This window comes from Streptococcus bouchesdurhonensis, from assembly GCF_948472335.1.
On the sequence record NZ_CAOKTW010000010.1, the window covers coordinates 62944 to 76805 of the forward strand.

Here is a 13862-nt window from a genome sequence, read left to right on the forward strand (position 1 = left end):
ATGGTCGCCCTCAATCAGTTTTTACGATAAGCTTTAATGCTATGACTATACCATTCTTGCATTTCTTTTGATGGTGGTGTCATATAATCCCCATACATCTGGGTTAAAAATTGGTCATATTTTTTTGGCACAGGCAACATACGACCTTCAAACTCAGTCAAAATCAGTTCTTTAAAGGTATCAACTGGGAAGATTTCTTTCATCCCTTCCTTACCGATCCCAATTCCTCCTTCATATTGAGGAGAGTTGGTTGTAGCATTTTTGACTAGCTGATCAATTTTCTTGTAAAAGTAACGGGGATTGACCACTCGGAGGGCATACCAGCTACATAATCTAAGAAAATCTTTTAATTTGCTATCACCGTGAACTGCTCGTGATTTTTTGATATAAGCTAGTTGACGAAGAGCCACATACTTATAGCTCTTGTCGACAATGCTCAAGTCTGTAAATCGATCAATTGGGAAGACATCGATGAAAAGGCTGGTATCATGACGCTTGTACTTAACATGGTCTTCTATAACAGTAGAAGTGTCCAAAATCGATGCGAAATTATGGAAGTACCAAGAAGATGTATCGTAGGAAAGAACCTTGTAGCGAGGGTGATTTTCTTCTTCAATAATCTTCAGTAAACGCTCATAATCCTCACGATAAAGGGAAATATCAATATCATCATCCCAAGGAATCATACCTTTGTGGCGGATGGCTCCAAGCATGGTTCCATAACTGAGAAAATAAGGAATATCATGTTTCTTACAAGTCTCATCAATATAGTCTAGCAGAGCTAGTTGAATTTCTTTAATTTCTTTTTTTCTAAATATTGCATCCTAATCCTCCAATTTATAAGCGTGAAATTCATGACTGTAGAAGCGTTTTTCTGCTGGTGGTAGGGTCATATAATCTCCATAAAATTGTGTCAAAATAGTATCAAATTTTTCAGGTGCTGGAAGGCTTAAATTTTCAAAGGGTAAATCAATTATTTTATCGAAGGTACCACTTGGGAAGACTTCCTTTTCCTTAAATTTAGAAGGGATAAAAGCCATATACTGACCATTTTCACGACTATATTTTTGAATTTCTTTCTCGATTTTATGTGCGAAATAACGAGGAGAAATCGGTCGAAGGAGCAACCAAAAGGCTGTTCGTATCCAATCTTTTAAAAGGCTATCCTTATAGACAATATTTTTATGTTTACTGAAAGACAGCAGTTTGAAGCTTTCCAGTTTATAACAAGTATCAATGACCTTAGGATCATCAAAGCGATCTATAGGGAAAATATCGATAAAGATACCAGACTCATAGGTTTTTGTATTTCGAGTATCAATAATTTTAGTCGTACTGTCGGTTATCTTGATAAAGTTGTTAAAGTAGTTCTTATCAGTTTCTAAGGAAAGGAGCTTATACTTGCTTTTTTCCTTTTGAAAAATGTTAATAAATCGTTGGTAGTCTTCTCTAGGCATGGACAGATCAATATCGTCGTCCCAAGGAATAAAGCCTTGATGTCGAACCGCCCCAATCAGAGTACCGTAGTTAATAATATAGTTGATATTGTGCTTTTTACAGAGAGTATCAATATAATCCAAAATTTCTAATTCAATTTGTTTGGCATCTTCAATGGTTAGTTGTTTCATTTTAAACTCCTATGATCTTTTGAATTTATTTTTTAAGGCTAGGACATGGTTTAAAAATTCATAGAAAATGCTATCTTTTGTGAAGACAAGTAGACCAATATAAGAGATAGCTGATAGCAAGACAATCAAACCAGTATTCATCAAAAATGGCAAATTAATGACCATATCCACAGGATACAAGAAATTGATCAGGAAATAAATTCCTACGAAAGAAAGTGAAAAGAGAGAGTATCGAACAGTATAGCTAAAGATATGTCCCAAGTGAATAAGTTGTTTTCTATGGATGAAAATGATATAGAAAACAAGTAGAGAGGCCTCTGATAACATAGTTGTCAGTAAGTAGTATTCAGGAGCCACGATATGGTTGAAAAAGAGGAGACTATTTAAGCCCAAATTGAGTAGCCCAGCAAAGACTGTATAGACTGTGATACGTTTTTCATAGCCATTGGTAAAGAGAATTTGGGAACCAAGAATGGTATCTAAGGCCAGGATAATCGTACGAAAAGCGAAGAGAGAGGTCAAGATGCCACCTCCGATATATTTTTCACTACCGTAAAGTAGGATGGCATTTGGTCCTAAAACCATGAGTCCAAAGCTCAGTGGAATGATAAAGAAGTTAAAGATTCGACTACCTCTATTAACCAGAGAAACATAGGCTTCCTTATCGCCTTTTCCTAGATAGTAACTAAGACGAGGCACACTCACTCCGATAGCTCCTGTTACAACCCCAGCTATAACGGTCACAATTCGCTGAGCTATGGTATAGTAACTAACGTTGACATCAATCCCTGTTTTAACGAGGAAGAGGCGATCTAAAAAAGTGAAGAGCATATTGGCATTGGCAAAGACTAACATGGCTGTCAGAGGGAGAAAGAGTGGTTTAAAATCACTTAGGTGAATCTTAACAAGTTTGATGTCTCTTTTAATCCAAAAATAACTAATCAGGTAGTTAATCAGCGTCGATAAACTCATCACAAGTGTATAGACAACAATATCGTGTTCATTTTTAACAAATAAGAAAATAGAGACCAGCATCAGGATACGGATGAAGGCAGTTTTGTAAAAGAGAAAACTGTAATTTTCCAGAGCTTCATTGACCCATTCGATTGAAAAAATCTGGGCAATGAGTTGAATCCCCATAACAAGGTAGACCTTTTTGACGATTGGATTATCAGTAAAGAAGAGAGGATAGGCTAGGATATAGACAGCAGTGGTCAAAATCGTACAAGCGATGCACAAATAAAAAAGACTAGAAAAGGCTCTGTTAAGATCTTTTTTGTTATCCTTGACATTACTGATAGCCCTTAAACCGTAGTTATAGACACCATAAGTTGCAAAGGGCAAGAAAAATGACAAAATAGTGTCGACTGAGTTGAAGTAACCATAGTCAGTTCGGTCCAAGACACGCGCGACATAGGTTCCAGTTAGGATGGGAAAAATAATATTCAAGACACGAATTCCCATGTAAGATAGAGCATTTAATTTTATACTTTTCATTCAATTTACCTCGTTTTTCATTATATCATAAAGTTAGCTAATAAGAAATGAAGGGCAGTAAGTCAAGTAATCACTTTGAAGTTTCAAATCTTAAGTTTTAAGTTTTCTTTAAGGAAAGTATATTATTCTGAAGGACTCTAAAATTTCGCAGCCATTTATTAGTAATTGCTACAGAATTCCTAGTCATTACTAGAAATGGACTAGTTTCTTTGAATAATAGAACTGCATAATTCTCCTATTCTAGAAGGGGAGGACCAGTATTTCTTTTATGATAGGACTAGATTGTGGTATAATAGAGAGAATAAGTTTTTTTAGTAAGACAAAGGAGAAAATAGATGATTTATGCAGGAATTCTTGCTGGTGGAACTGGCACACGCATGGGAATCAGTAACTTGCCAAAACAATTTTTAGAGCTAGGTGATCGACCTATTTTGATTCATACAATTGAAAAATTTGTCTTGGAGCCAAGTATTGAAAAAATTGTAGTTGGTGTTCATGGAGACTGGGTTTCTCATGCAGAAGATCTTGTAGATAAATATCTTCCTCTTTATAAGGAACGTATCATCATTACAAAGGGTGGTGCTGACCGCAATACAAGTATTAAGAAAATTATTGAAGCGATTGATGCTTATCGTCCGCTTACTCCAGAGGACATTGTTGTTACCCACGATTCTGTTCGTCCATTTATTACACTTCGCATGATTCAGGACAATATCCAACTTGCCCAAAATCATGACGCAGTGGACACAGTGGTAGAAGCGGTTGATACTATCGTTGAAAGTACCAATGGTCAATTCATTACAGATATTCCAAATCGTGCTCACCTTTATCAAGGACAAACACCTCAAACATTCCGTTGCAAGGACTTCATGGACCTTTACGGTTCTCTCTCTGCTGAAGAGAAGGAAATCTTGACAGATGCATGTAAAATCTTTGTGATCAAAGGAAAAGATGTGGCCTTGGCTAAGGGCGAATACTCAAACCTAAAAATCACAACAGTAACAGATTTGAAGATTGCAAAAAGTATGATTGAGAAAGACTAGTAAAATGATTAATCAAATTTATCAACTAACTAAGCCTAAGTTTATCAATGTCAAATATCAGGAAGAGGCTATTGACCAAGAGAATCATATCCTCATCCGCCCTAACTATATGGCTGTCTGTCATGCGGATCAGCGTTACTACCAGGGAAAACGTGACCCCAAGATTTTGAATAAAAAGCTTCCAATGGCAATGATTCACGAGTCATGTGGAACCATCATTTCTGACCCGACGGGAACCTATGAGGTTGGGCAAAAAGTTGTCATGATTCCCAATCAGCCCTATGCAGAGCGATGAAGAATTCTATGAGAACTACATGACAGGGACCCATTTCTTGTCTAGTGGTTTTGATGGCTTTATGAGAGAGTTTGTTTCTCTCCCTAAAGATCGTGTGGTGGCTTATGATGCTATCGAAGATACGGTTGCAGCCATTACAGAGTTTGTCAGTGTTGGCATGCATGCCATGAATCGTCTATTGACCCTTGCTCATAGCAAGCGGGACCGAATCGCCGTTATCGGAGATGGAAGTTTAGCATTTGTGGTTGCCAATATTATCAACTATACTTTGCCAGAAGCAGAGATTGTGGTTATTGGTCGTCATTGGGAAAAGTTGGAACTTTTCTCTTTTGCCAAAGAATGCTATATTACGGATAATATTCCTGAAGATTTGGCCTTTGACCATGCTTTTGAGTGTTGTGGTGGTAATGGTACTGGACCAGCTATAAATGACCTGATTCGCTACATTCGTCCTCAAGGAACGATTCTCATGATGGGAGTTAGCGAATATAAAGTCAATCTCAATACTCGCGATGCCTTAGAAAAGGGCTTGCTCTTGGTTGGGTCCTCTCGTTCTGGTCGCATCGATTTTGAAAATGCAATCCAAATGATGGAAGTTAAGAAATTTGCCAATCGTCTTAAAAATATCCTTTATCTAGAAGAACCTGTAAGAGAAATTAAAGATATTCACCGTGTCTTTGCGACCGACTTAAACACAGCCTTTAAAACCGTGTTTAAGTGGGAAGTATAAGTGCTGGAGGTTAATTGTGGAGAAAATCATTAAAGAGAAAATTTCTTCCCTACTTAGTCAAGAAGAGGAAGTCCTCAGTGTTGAACAACTGGGGGGAATGACCAATCAAAACTATTTGGTCAAAACAACAAATAAGCAATACATTGTTAAATTCTTTGGTAAAGGGACAGAAAAGCTTATCAATCGACAAGATGAAAAGTACAATCTTGAACTACTAAAGGATTTAGACTTAGATGTAAAAAATTATCTTTTTGATATTGAAGCTGGTATCAAAGTAAATGAGTATATCGAATCTGCGATTACACTTGATTCAAGGTCAATCAAGACCAAATTTGATAAAATTGCTCCAATATTACAAACCATTCATGCTTCTGGTAAGGAATTAAGAGGAGAATTTGCTCCTTTTGAGGAAATCAAAAAATACGAATCCTTGATTGAAGAGAAAATCCCTTATGCCAACTATGAAGCTGTTCGAGAAGAAGTCTTTTCTTTAGAGAAAAGACTGGCTGACTTAGGTGTTGACAGAAAATCTTGTCATATCGATTTGGTGCCTGAAAACTTTATCGAATCACCACAAGGACGACTTTATCTGATTGACTGGGAATATTCATCAATGAATGATCCAATGTGGGATCTGGCTGCCCTCTTTTTAGAGTCTGAATTCACTACCCAGGAGGAAGAAGCCTTCTTGTCTCACTATGAGAGTGACCAAACACCGGTTCTCGTGAAAAGATTGCCATTTATAAAATTTTACAAGACACTATTTGGAGTCTATGGACTGTCTATAAGGAAGAGCAAGGTGCAGATTTTGGTGACTATGGTGTGAATCGTTATCAAAGAGCTGTTAAAGGTTTGACTTCTTATGGAGGTTCAGATGAAAAGTAAAAACGGAGTTCCTTTTGGTCTACTCTCAGGTATTTTCTGGGGTTTAGGTCTAACAATTAGTGCTTACATCTTTTCGATTTTTACAGATTTGTCGCCCTTTGTGGTGGCCGCTGCTCACGATTTCTTGAGTATCTTTATCTTACTAGCTTTTCTCTTGGTAAAAGAAGGAAAAGTTCGCCTCTCAATTTTCTTAAATATTCGCAATGTGAGTGTCATCATCGGAGCCTTGCTAGCAGGCCCTATCGGTATGCAGGCCAATCTTTATGCGGTTAAGTATATCGGAAGTTCCTTAGCTTCATCTGTGTCGGCTATTTACCCTGCGATTTCAGTTTTATTGGCTTTCTTCTTTTTGAAGCACAAGATTTCAAAAAATACTGTATTTGGGATTGTCTTGATTATTGGAGGGATAATTGCTCAGACCTATAAGGTTGAACAGGTTAATTCCTTCTACATTGGTATTCTCTGTGCTTTAGTTTGTGCTATTGCATGGGGGAGTGAGAGTGTCCTTAGCTCCTTTGCCATGGAAAGTGAATTGAGTGAAATTGAGGCCCTCTTAATCCGTCAAGTAACTTCATTCTTGTCCTATCTTGTGATTGTGCTCTTCTCTCATCAGTCATTTGCAGAAGTGGCCAATGGACAATTACTAGGTCTCATGATTGTCTTTGCAGCCTTTGATATGATTTCCTACTTGGCTTATTATATCGCTATCAATCGCTTGCAACCAGCCAAGGCTACAGGCTTGAATGTGAGCTATGTAGTTTGGACGGTCTTGTTTGCAGTTGTTTTTTTGGGTGCACCGCTAGATATGCTGACCATTATGACGTCACTTGTCGTTATTGCTGGAGTTTATATTATTATTAAAGAATAAAGGAGATTCGTGTGAAAGCCATCATCTTAGCAGCGGGATTGGGAACTCGCTTGCGTCCTATGACTGAAAATACCCCTAAAGCCTTGGTTCAGGTTAATCAAAAACCCTTGATTGAATACCAAATTGAGTTTCTCAAAGAAAAAGGAATCAATGACATCATCATCATTGTCGGTTATCTTAAAGAACAATTCGATTACTTGAAAGAGAAATACGGTGTTCGTCTCGTTTTCAATGATAAATACGCTGACTACAATAACTTTTACTCTCTCTATCTTGTAAAAGAAGAATTGGCCAACAGCTATGTTATTGATGCCGATAACTATCTCTTTAAAAATATGTTCCGCAATGATTTGACTCGTTCGACTTATTTTAGTGTTTATCGTGAAGATTGTACCAACGAATGGTTCTTGGTCTATGGAGATGACTACAAGGTTCAAGACATTATTGTTGATAGCAAGGCAGGTCGCATCCTTAGTGGTGTATCCTTCTGGGATGCTCCAACTGCAGAAAAGATTGTCAGCTTTATCGATAAGGCTTATGCAAGTGGCGAATTTGTTGATCTCTACTGGGACAATATGGTTAAGGATAATATCAAAGAGCTAGATGTCTATGTCGAAGAATTAGAAGGCAATAGTATCTATGAAATCGATAGTGTCCAAGACTACCATAAATTAGAAGAAATTCTTAAAAACGAAAATTAAAGATTCCAACATCTGACAAAATAGTCGGATGTTTTTTTGATTTTTTACGAACTTTTACGAATAGATAGATGAGTAGAAAAAGAAATGGAGTTATTTATGAAAATCACAAACTATGAAATCTATAAGTTAAAAAAATCAGGTTTGACCAATCAACAGATTTTGAAAGTGCTAGAATACGGTGAAAATGTTGATCAGGAGCTTTTGTTGGGTGATATTGCAGATATATCAGGTTGCCGTAATCCAGCCGTTTTTATGGAACGTTATTTTCAGATAGACGATGCGCATTTGTCGAAAGAGTTTCAAAAATTTCCATCTTTCTCTATTTTAGATGACTGTTATCCTTGGGATTTGAGTGAAATATATGATGCGCCTGTACTTTTATTTTACAAGGGAAATCTTGACCTCCTGAAATTCCCGAAGGTAGCGGTCGTGGGCAGTCGTGCTTGTAGCAAACAGGGAGCTAAGTCAGTTGAAAAAGTCATTCAAGGCTTGGAAAATGAACTGGTTATCGTCAGTGGATTAGCCAAGGGCATTGACACAGCAGCTCATATGGCAGCTCTTCAAAATGGCGGAAAAACCATTGCAGTGATTGGAACAGGACTGGATGTGTTTTATCCTAAAGACAATAAACGTTTGCAAGACTACATCGGCAATGATCATCTGGTTCTCAGTGAATATGGACCTGGCGAACAACCTCTGAAATTTCATTTTCCTGCCCGTAATCGCATCATTGCTGGACTTTGCCGTGGCGTGATTGTAGCAGAGGCTAAGATGCGCTCGGGGAGTCTCATTACCTGTGAGCGAGCAATGGAAGAAGGACGATGTCTTTGCTATTCCTGGTAGCATTTTAGATGGGCTATCAGATGGTTGCCATCATTTGATTCAAGAAGGGGCAAAATTGGTCACCAGTGGGCGAGATGTGCTTGCGGAATTTGAATTTTAAACATTATATAAGCTAGAATACTGAGAAAAATCAATTTTTAATAGAAAATGAAGTAAATATCCCCACAATAAATGCATAGTATCAGTTTTTTCAGCACTTGATATTATGCGTTTTTTCTAAGTGAATAAGTAGAGTGGAGGACTTTTCCCAGAGGAAGGAAAGCAATTTAGTGTAATTGAGAAAGGAGAGTTGCTTGTGACTAATCTTGGTCAGCTTATTATCAGGGAGCTGTATCGTCTCAAGTATTGCCAGTAAGGAAAAATAAATTCTTCAAAAGTAGAGATTACAAGGCTTGTTTAAGAAAGAATTCAAAGACCTTGACAGATAAAAATAAAATGGTTATTATAAAAAATGGTCTGAAATTGATGATGACACTCTTCGAAAATCTTTTTACGTCATCAGCTTTGTCTTGCTGTGTTTTGAGCAAGCTACGGTGAGCTTCCGAGTTTGATTTTCATTTACTAGAAATGAAACTGATGAGAGACATCAGTAGACATTTGCGTCAGGATATGATGGAAAATGATAAAAAGACCTCATGAGATTGGCATATCAGACTACTAAAGTATTGAGTTTGTTAGGATTTTATACTCAATGAAAATCAAAGAGCAAACTAGGAAGCTAGCCGCAGGTTGCTCAAAGCACTGCTTTGAGGTTGTAGATAAGACTGACGAAGTCAGTTACATATATCTACGGCAAGGTGAAGCTGACGTGGCTTGAAGAGATTTTCGAAGAGTATTAGCGACTAGTTAGCTGGGAAAGGAAGATATTTGTGACAAATAATAAACTGTATTCGTTGATAGAATTTAGAAATAAAATATATGAAGAATTAGAACTTTCCAGAAGTGATTTAGCGATTTTACTATGTGCCATGCTTATCGCCTCTATCGGATTAAATATGGATTCGACTCCCGTGATTATTGGAGCCATGTTAATCTCTCCTTTGATGACACCTATTCTGGGAGTGGGGCTCTCTCTAGCTATATTTGATTTTAAATTGTTAAGAAAATCTTTTAAAATATTAGCTATTCAAATTCTTGCCAGTCTAATAGCTTCAACACTTTATTTTTATCTTTCTCCCATTTCGTATGCTAGTTCGGAGATTGTTGCTAGAACCTCTCCGACTATTTGGGATGTTCTCATTGCTTTTGTAGGAGGGATAGCAGGTATTATTGGTGCTAGGAAAAAGAGACCAATAATATTGTTCCTGGTGTTGCTATTGCAACCGCCTTGATGCCTCCTCTTTGTACAGTAGGTTATGCTATTGCTTCTGCTAATCTAAAATTTATCATAGGCTCCTCTTACCTATTCCTCATCAATTGTAGCTTTATTGTCATTGCGACTTATATAGGTGTTAGGTTGATGATGGTTAAGAAACATTATTTTAAAGATAATGAAGAAGACTCTAAAATGCGCAGGATTTTGCTTCTAGTTGCTGTTTTGCTGATGATTCCGAGTTTTATCTCTGCAACGACTTTAGTGAGAGAAACGTTGAAAAAAGAGTCCCTTAAGAAATTTATATCAGAGCAATTTCAGGGGCATAATATTTTGAAAAAAATCTATTCTAAAAAGACTCATACCCTAAAGCTAACCATTTCAGGAAATTATTTGACAGAAGAAGAACTCGATATGATTTCCAGTAAGAGAGGTGACTATGGTTTAAGTGATGTTTCTGTTCAAGTTTCCCAATTGTCTGATTCAGAACAACTTAGTAAGGAAGAACTGGTGGAGTATTTCTTCCAGTATATCAAGGATAAGGAAGCAAAAGAAAAGGAAAAAGCCAATAAATTTGATACAGAGTCTGAGGAACAATAATTTCTTGAGAATAGCTGGTTTTTCTCGTGAGTCTTCTATGTATATCAAAGGAAGACTGAAGTCTTAAGTATAAACTTTTCTTCTATTATAGTAGCTAAGTCTTGACAGGGTTCAAAAAATGGTTTACACTTTATAAAGTTTATTACTTTGAAAAGGTGTGATACTGTGGCTACGGCAACAAAAAAGAAAAAATCAACAGTTAAAAAAAATCTAGTCATCGTGGAGTCGCCTGCTAAGGCCAAGACGATTGAAAAATATCTAGGCAGAAACTACAAGGTTTTAGCCAGTGTCGGGCATATCCGTGATTTGAAGAAATCCAGTATGTCCGTCGATATTGAAAATAATTATGAACCGCAATATATCAATATCCGAGGAAAAGGCCCTCTTATCAATGACTTGAAAAAAGAAGCTAAAAAAGCTAATAAAGTTTTTCTGGCGAGTGACCCGGACCGTGAAGGAGAAGCGATTTCTTGGCATTTGGCCCATATTCTCAACTTGGATGAAAATGATGCTAACCGTGTGGTCTTCAATGAAATCACCAAAGATGCTGTCAAAAATGCTTTTAAAGAACCTCGTAAGATTGATATGGACTTGGTCGATGCCCAACAGGCTCGTCGTGTCCTAGACCGCTTGGTAGGCTATTCGATTTCGCCTATTTTGTGGAAGAAGGTCAAGAAGGGCTTGTCAGCAGGTCGCGTTCAGTCTATTGCGCTTAAACTCATCATTGATCGTGAGAATGAAATCAATGCCTTCCAGCCAGAAGAATACTGGACAATTGATGCTGTCTTTAAAAAGGGAACCAAGCAATTTCAGGCTTCCTTCTATGGAGTAGACGGCAAAAAGTTGAAACTGACTAGCAATGATGAGGTAAAGGAAGTCTTGTCTCGTCTGACTAGCAAAGATTTTTCAGTGGATCAGGTAGATAAGAAAGAGCGCAAGCGCAATGCTCCATTACCCTATACCACTTCATCTATGCAGATGGATGCTGCCAATAAAATTAACTTCCGTACTCGAAAAACCATGATGGTTGCCCAACAGCTCTATGAAGGGATCAATATCGGTTCTGGTGTGCAAGGTTTGATTACCTATATGCGTACTGATTCGACTCGTATCAGTCCAGTGGCACAGAACGAAGCAGCAAGTTTCATTACAGACCGTTTTGGTAGCAAGTATTCTAAGCATGGTAGCAAGGTCAAAAATGCATCAGGTGCTCAGGATGCCCATGAGGCTATTCGTCCGTCAAGTGTCTTTAACACACCGGAAAGTATTGCTAAGTATCTGGATAAGGATCAGCTCAAGCTTTATACTCTTATTTGGAATCGTTTTGTAGCGAGTCAGATGACAGCTGCTGTCTTTGATACCATGGCTGTTAAATTGTCGCAAAATGGTGTTCAATTTGCTGCTAATGGTAGTCAGGTTAAGTTTGATGGTTATCTTGCCATTTATAATGATTCTGACAAGAATAAAATGTTACCAGATATGGCTGTTGGAGATGTGGTTAAGCAGGTGAATAGCAAACCAGAGCAACATTTCACTCAACCGCCTGCTCGTTATTCTGAAGCGACATTGATTAAGACCTTGGAGGAAAATGGTGTTGGACGTCCGTCAACCTACGCACCGACCATTGAAACTATTCAGAAACGTTATTATGTTCGCCTTGCAGCCAAACGCTTTGAACCGACAGAGTTGGGAGAAATTGTTAACAAGCTCATCGTTGAATATTTCCCAGATATCGTAAACGTGACCTTCACAGCTGAAATGGAAGGCAAGCTGGATGATGTCGAAGTCGGAAAAGAGCAGTGGCAACGTGTTATTGATGCCTTTTACAAACCATTCTCTAAAGAAGTGGCCAAGGCTGAAGAAGAAATGGAAAAAATCCAGATTAAGGATGAACCAGCTGGATTTGACTGTGAAGTGTGTGGCAGTCCAATGGTCATTAAACTTGGTCGATTTGGTAAGTTCTACGCTTGTAGCAATTTCCCAGATTGCCGCCATACCCAAGCAATTGTGAAAGAGATTGGTGTTGAGTGTCCAAGTTGTCATCAGGGACAAATCATTGAGCGTAAAACCAAACGCAATCGCCTTTTCTATGGTTGCAATCGCTATCCAGAATGTGAATTTACCTCTTGGGACAAGCCTGTTGGTCGTGACTGTCCAAAATGTGGAAACTTCCTCATGGAGAAAAAAGTCCGTGGTGGTGGCAAGCAGGTTGTTTGTAGCAAGGGTGACTACGAAGAAGAAAAGATTAAATAAGAAGAGAGTCCTGAAAGTGAATTTCAGGCTCTTTTTGGTTAGAACTTGACAAAATTCATCATTGTATGCGAAACTAGAAGAAGATTATTTTAATTAGGAGTAGTTATGCGTCTTATCTATCTGATAATTGGTTTTTTATCACTGGCCTTGGCAATTGTTGGGGTTGTTTTACCCTTGTTGCCTACAACGCCTTTTCTTTTGTTGTCTATTGCTTGTTTCTCCAGAAGTTCCAAGCGCTTCGAAGATTGGTTGTATCATACCAAGCTCTATCAAGCATATGTTGCTGATTTTCGCGAGACTAAGTCTATTGCGCGTGAACGTAAAAAAGAGATTATTGTCTCTATCTACATCTTGATGGGAATTTCCATTTATTTTGCACCTCTTTTACCTGTCAAAATCGGTCTGGGAGCCTTGACCATCTTTATCACCTATTATCTCTTTAAGGTTATTCCAGACAAAGAATAGTTAAAATAGTAGTTATTTGCCTTGATAAAAATAAAAACATATTCACAACAATATGATATAATAAATTCAAAGTAATATTCAAGGAGAATCAAATGATTTACGAATTTTGTGCTGAAAATGTGACCTTGCTTGAAAAAGCGATGGAGGCTGGAGCTCGTCGAATCGAACTCTGTGATAATCTTGCAGTTGGTGGGACAACACCCAGCTATGGAGTGACTAAGGCAGCAGTTGAACTGGCAGCTAACTACAATACAACCATCATGACCATGATTCGGCCACGTGGTGGCGACTTTGTCTATAATGATATGGAAATTGCTATTATGCTAGAAGACATTCGCTTGACTGCTCAGGCTGGAAGTCAAGGGGTTGTATTTGGTACCTTAACTGCTGATAAAAAGTTGGATAAGCCTAATCTGGAGAAGCTAATTGAGGCTTCAAAAGGAATGGAAATTGTCTTTCATATGGCCTTTGATGAATTGAGCGAAGAAGACCAGTTAGAAGCTATTGACTGGCTTAGTCAAGCTGGAGTCACTCGTATCCTAACTCGTGCTGGTGTATCTGGCGACTCTCTAGACAAACGTTTTGCTCATTATCACAAAATTTTGGAACATGCTAAAGGTAAAATTGAAATTCTACCAGGTGGAGGGATTGACCTTGACAACCGTCAAACCTTTATTGACCAGCTGGGGATAACACAATTGCATGGAACCAAGGTTGTCTTTTAAAAAATAGAAAGGAACTG

General features: G+C 38.0%; 9 protein-coding genes and 5 pseudogenes. 11 read left to right on the forward strand and 3 right to left on the reverse strand.

The window, feature by feature from the left end; all coding sequences use genetic code 11:
- Window positions 1-14: 14 nt before the first annotated feature.
- The 3 genes and pseudogenes from QMQ21_RS15235 to tacF form a co-directional block, all read right to left on the reverse strand.
- A pseudogene (locus QMQ21_RS15235) lies at window positions 15-823 on the reverse strand (LicD family protein).
- Window position 824: 1 nt separating this feature from the next.
- Window positions 825-1628 (reverse strand): LicD family protein, encoded by an 804-nt coding sequence (locus QMQ21_RS15240; protein ID WP_023936529.1) that lies wholly within the window; start codon window positions 1626-1628, stop codon window positions 825-827.
- Window positions 1629-1637: 9 nt separating this feature from the next.
- A complete protein-coding gene (gene tacF, locus QMQ21_RS15245; protein WP_023936527.1) occupies window positions 1638-3125 on the reverse strand; it encodes a type IV teichoic acid flippase TacF in 1488 nt (495 codons plus the stop codon).
- Between the two features lie 335 nt (window positions 3126-3460).
- On the opposite strand from tacF, the gene QMQ21_RS15250 reads away from it, so the two are divergent.
- The 11 genes and pseudogenes from QMQ21_RS15250 to QMQ21_RS15300 all read left to right on the forward strand — a co-directional run bounded on the left by QMQ21_RS15250 (window position 3461) and on the right by QMQ21_RS15300 (window position 13845).
- Complete coding sequence (locus tag QMQ21_RS15250; protein WP_023936526.1) at window positions 3461-4168, forward strand: IspD/TarI family cytidylyltransferase; 708 nt, start codon at window positions 3461-3463, stop codon at window positions 4166-4168.
- Between the two features lie 4 nt (window positions 4169-4172).
- A pseudogene (locus QMQ21_RS15255) lies at window positions 4173-5193 on the forward strand (ribitol-5-phosphate dehydrogenase).
- A gap of 16 nt (window positions 5194-5209) precedes the next feature.
- Window positions 5210-6078, forward strand: a pseudogene (gene licA / locus QMQ21_RS15260) (choline kinase LicA).
- A complete protein-coding gene (locus QMQ21_RS15265) occupies window positions 6068-6946 on the forward strand; it encodes a DMT family transporter (RefSeq protein WP_000837608.1) in 879 nt (292 codons plus the stop codon). The pseudogene licA and the gene QMQ21_RS15265 overlap by 11 nt, the downstream one beginning before the upstream one ends.
- 11 nt (window positions 6947-6957) lie before the next feature.
- A complete protein-coding gene (locus QMQ21_RS15270) occupies window positions 6958-7647 on the forward strand; it encodes a sugar phosphate nucleotidyltransferase (protein ID WP_000643965.1) in 690 nt (229 codons plus the stop codon).
- 96 nt (window positions 7648-7743) lie between these two features.
- Window positions 7744-8590 (forward strand): annotated as a pseudogene (gene dprA / locus QMQ21_RS15275) (DNA-processing protein DprA).
- 591 nt (window positions 8591-9181) lie between these two features.
- A complete protein-coding gene (locus tag QMQ21_RS15280; RefSeq protein ID WP_031233629.1) occupies window positions 9182-9307 on the forward strand; it encodes a hypothetical protein in 126 nt (41 codons plus the stop codon).
- A gap of 52 nt (window positions 9308-9359) precedes the next feature.
- Window positions 9360-10402 (forward strand): annotated as a pseudogene (locus QMQ21_RS15285) (TIGR00341 family protein).
- Window positions 10403-10567: 165 nt separating this feature from the next.
- Window positions 10568-12655: a type I DNA topoisomerase gene (gene topA / locus QMQ21_RS15290; RefSeq protein ID WP_000179656.1), complete on the forward strand. Its 2088-nt coding sequence runs from the start codon at window positions 10568-10570 to the stop codon at window positions 12653-12655.
- A gap of 105 nt (window positions 12656-12760) precedes the next feature.
- Window positions 12761-13120 (forward strand): YbaN family protein, encoded by a 360-nt coding sequence (locus QMQ21_RS15295; protein WP_023936524.1) that lies wholly within the window; start codon window positions 12761-12763, stop codon window positions 13118-13120.
- Between the two features lie 92 nt (window positions 13121-13212).
- Complete coding sequence (locus QMQ21_RS15300) at window positions 13213-13845, forward strand: copper homeostasis protein CutC (RefSeq protein ID WP_023936523.1); 633 nt, start codon at window positions 13213-13215, stop codon at window positions 13843-13845.
- The last annotated feature ends 17 nt before the right edge of the window (window positions 13846-13862 follow it).

Excerpts from the sequence above, each read along its gene's own strand:
- QMQ21_RS15250 (WP_023936526.1), top strand. The coding sequence starts at position 3,461 with ATGATTTATGCAGGAATTCTTGCTGGTGGAACTGGCACACGCATGGGA.
- QMQ21_RS15265 (WP_000837608.1), top strand. The coding sequence starts at position 6,068 with ATGAAAAGTAAAAACGGAGTTCCTTTTGGTCTACTCTCAGGTATTTTC.
- QMQ21_RS15240 (WP_023936529.1), bottom strand. The coding sequence starts at position 1,628 with ATGAAACAACTAACCATTGAAGATGCCAAACAAATTGAATTAGAAATT.
- QMQ21_RS15300 (WP_023936523.1), top strand. The coding sequence starts at position 13,213 with ATGATTTACGAATTTTGTGCTGAAAATGTGACCTTGCTTGAAAAAGCG.
- tacF (WP_023936527.1), bottom strand. The coding sequence starts at position 3,125 with ATGAAAAGTATAAAATTAAATGCTCTATCTTACATGGGAATTCGTGTC.
- QMQ21_RS15280 (WP_031233629.1), top strand. The coding sequence starts at position 9,182 with ATGAAAATCAAAGAGCAAACTAGGAAGCTAGCCGCAGGTTGCTCAAAG.
- QMQ21_RS15295 (WP_023936524.1), top strand. The coding sequence starts at position 12,761 with ATGCGTCTTATCTATCTGATAATTGGTTTTTTATCACTGGCCTTGGCA.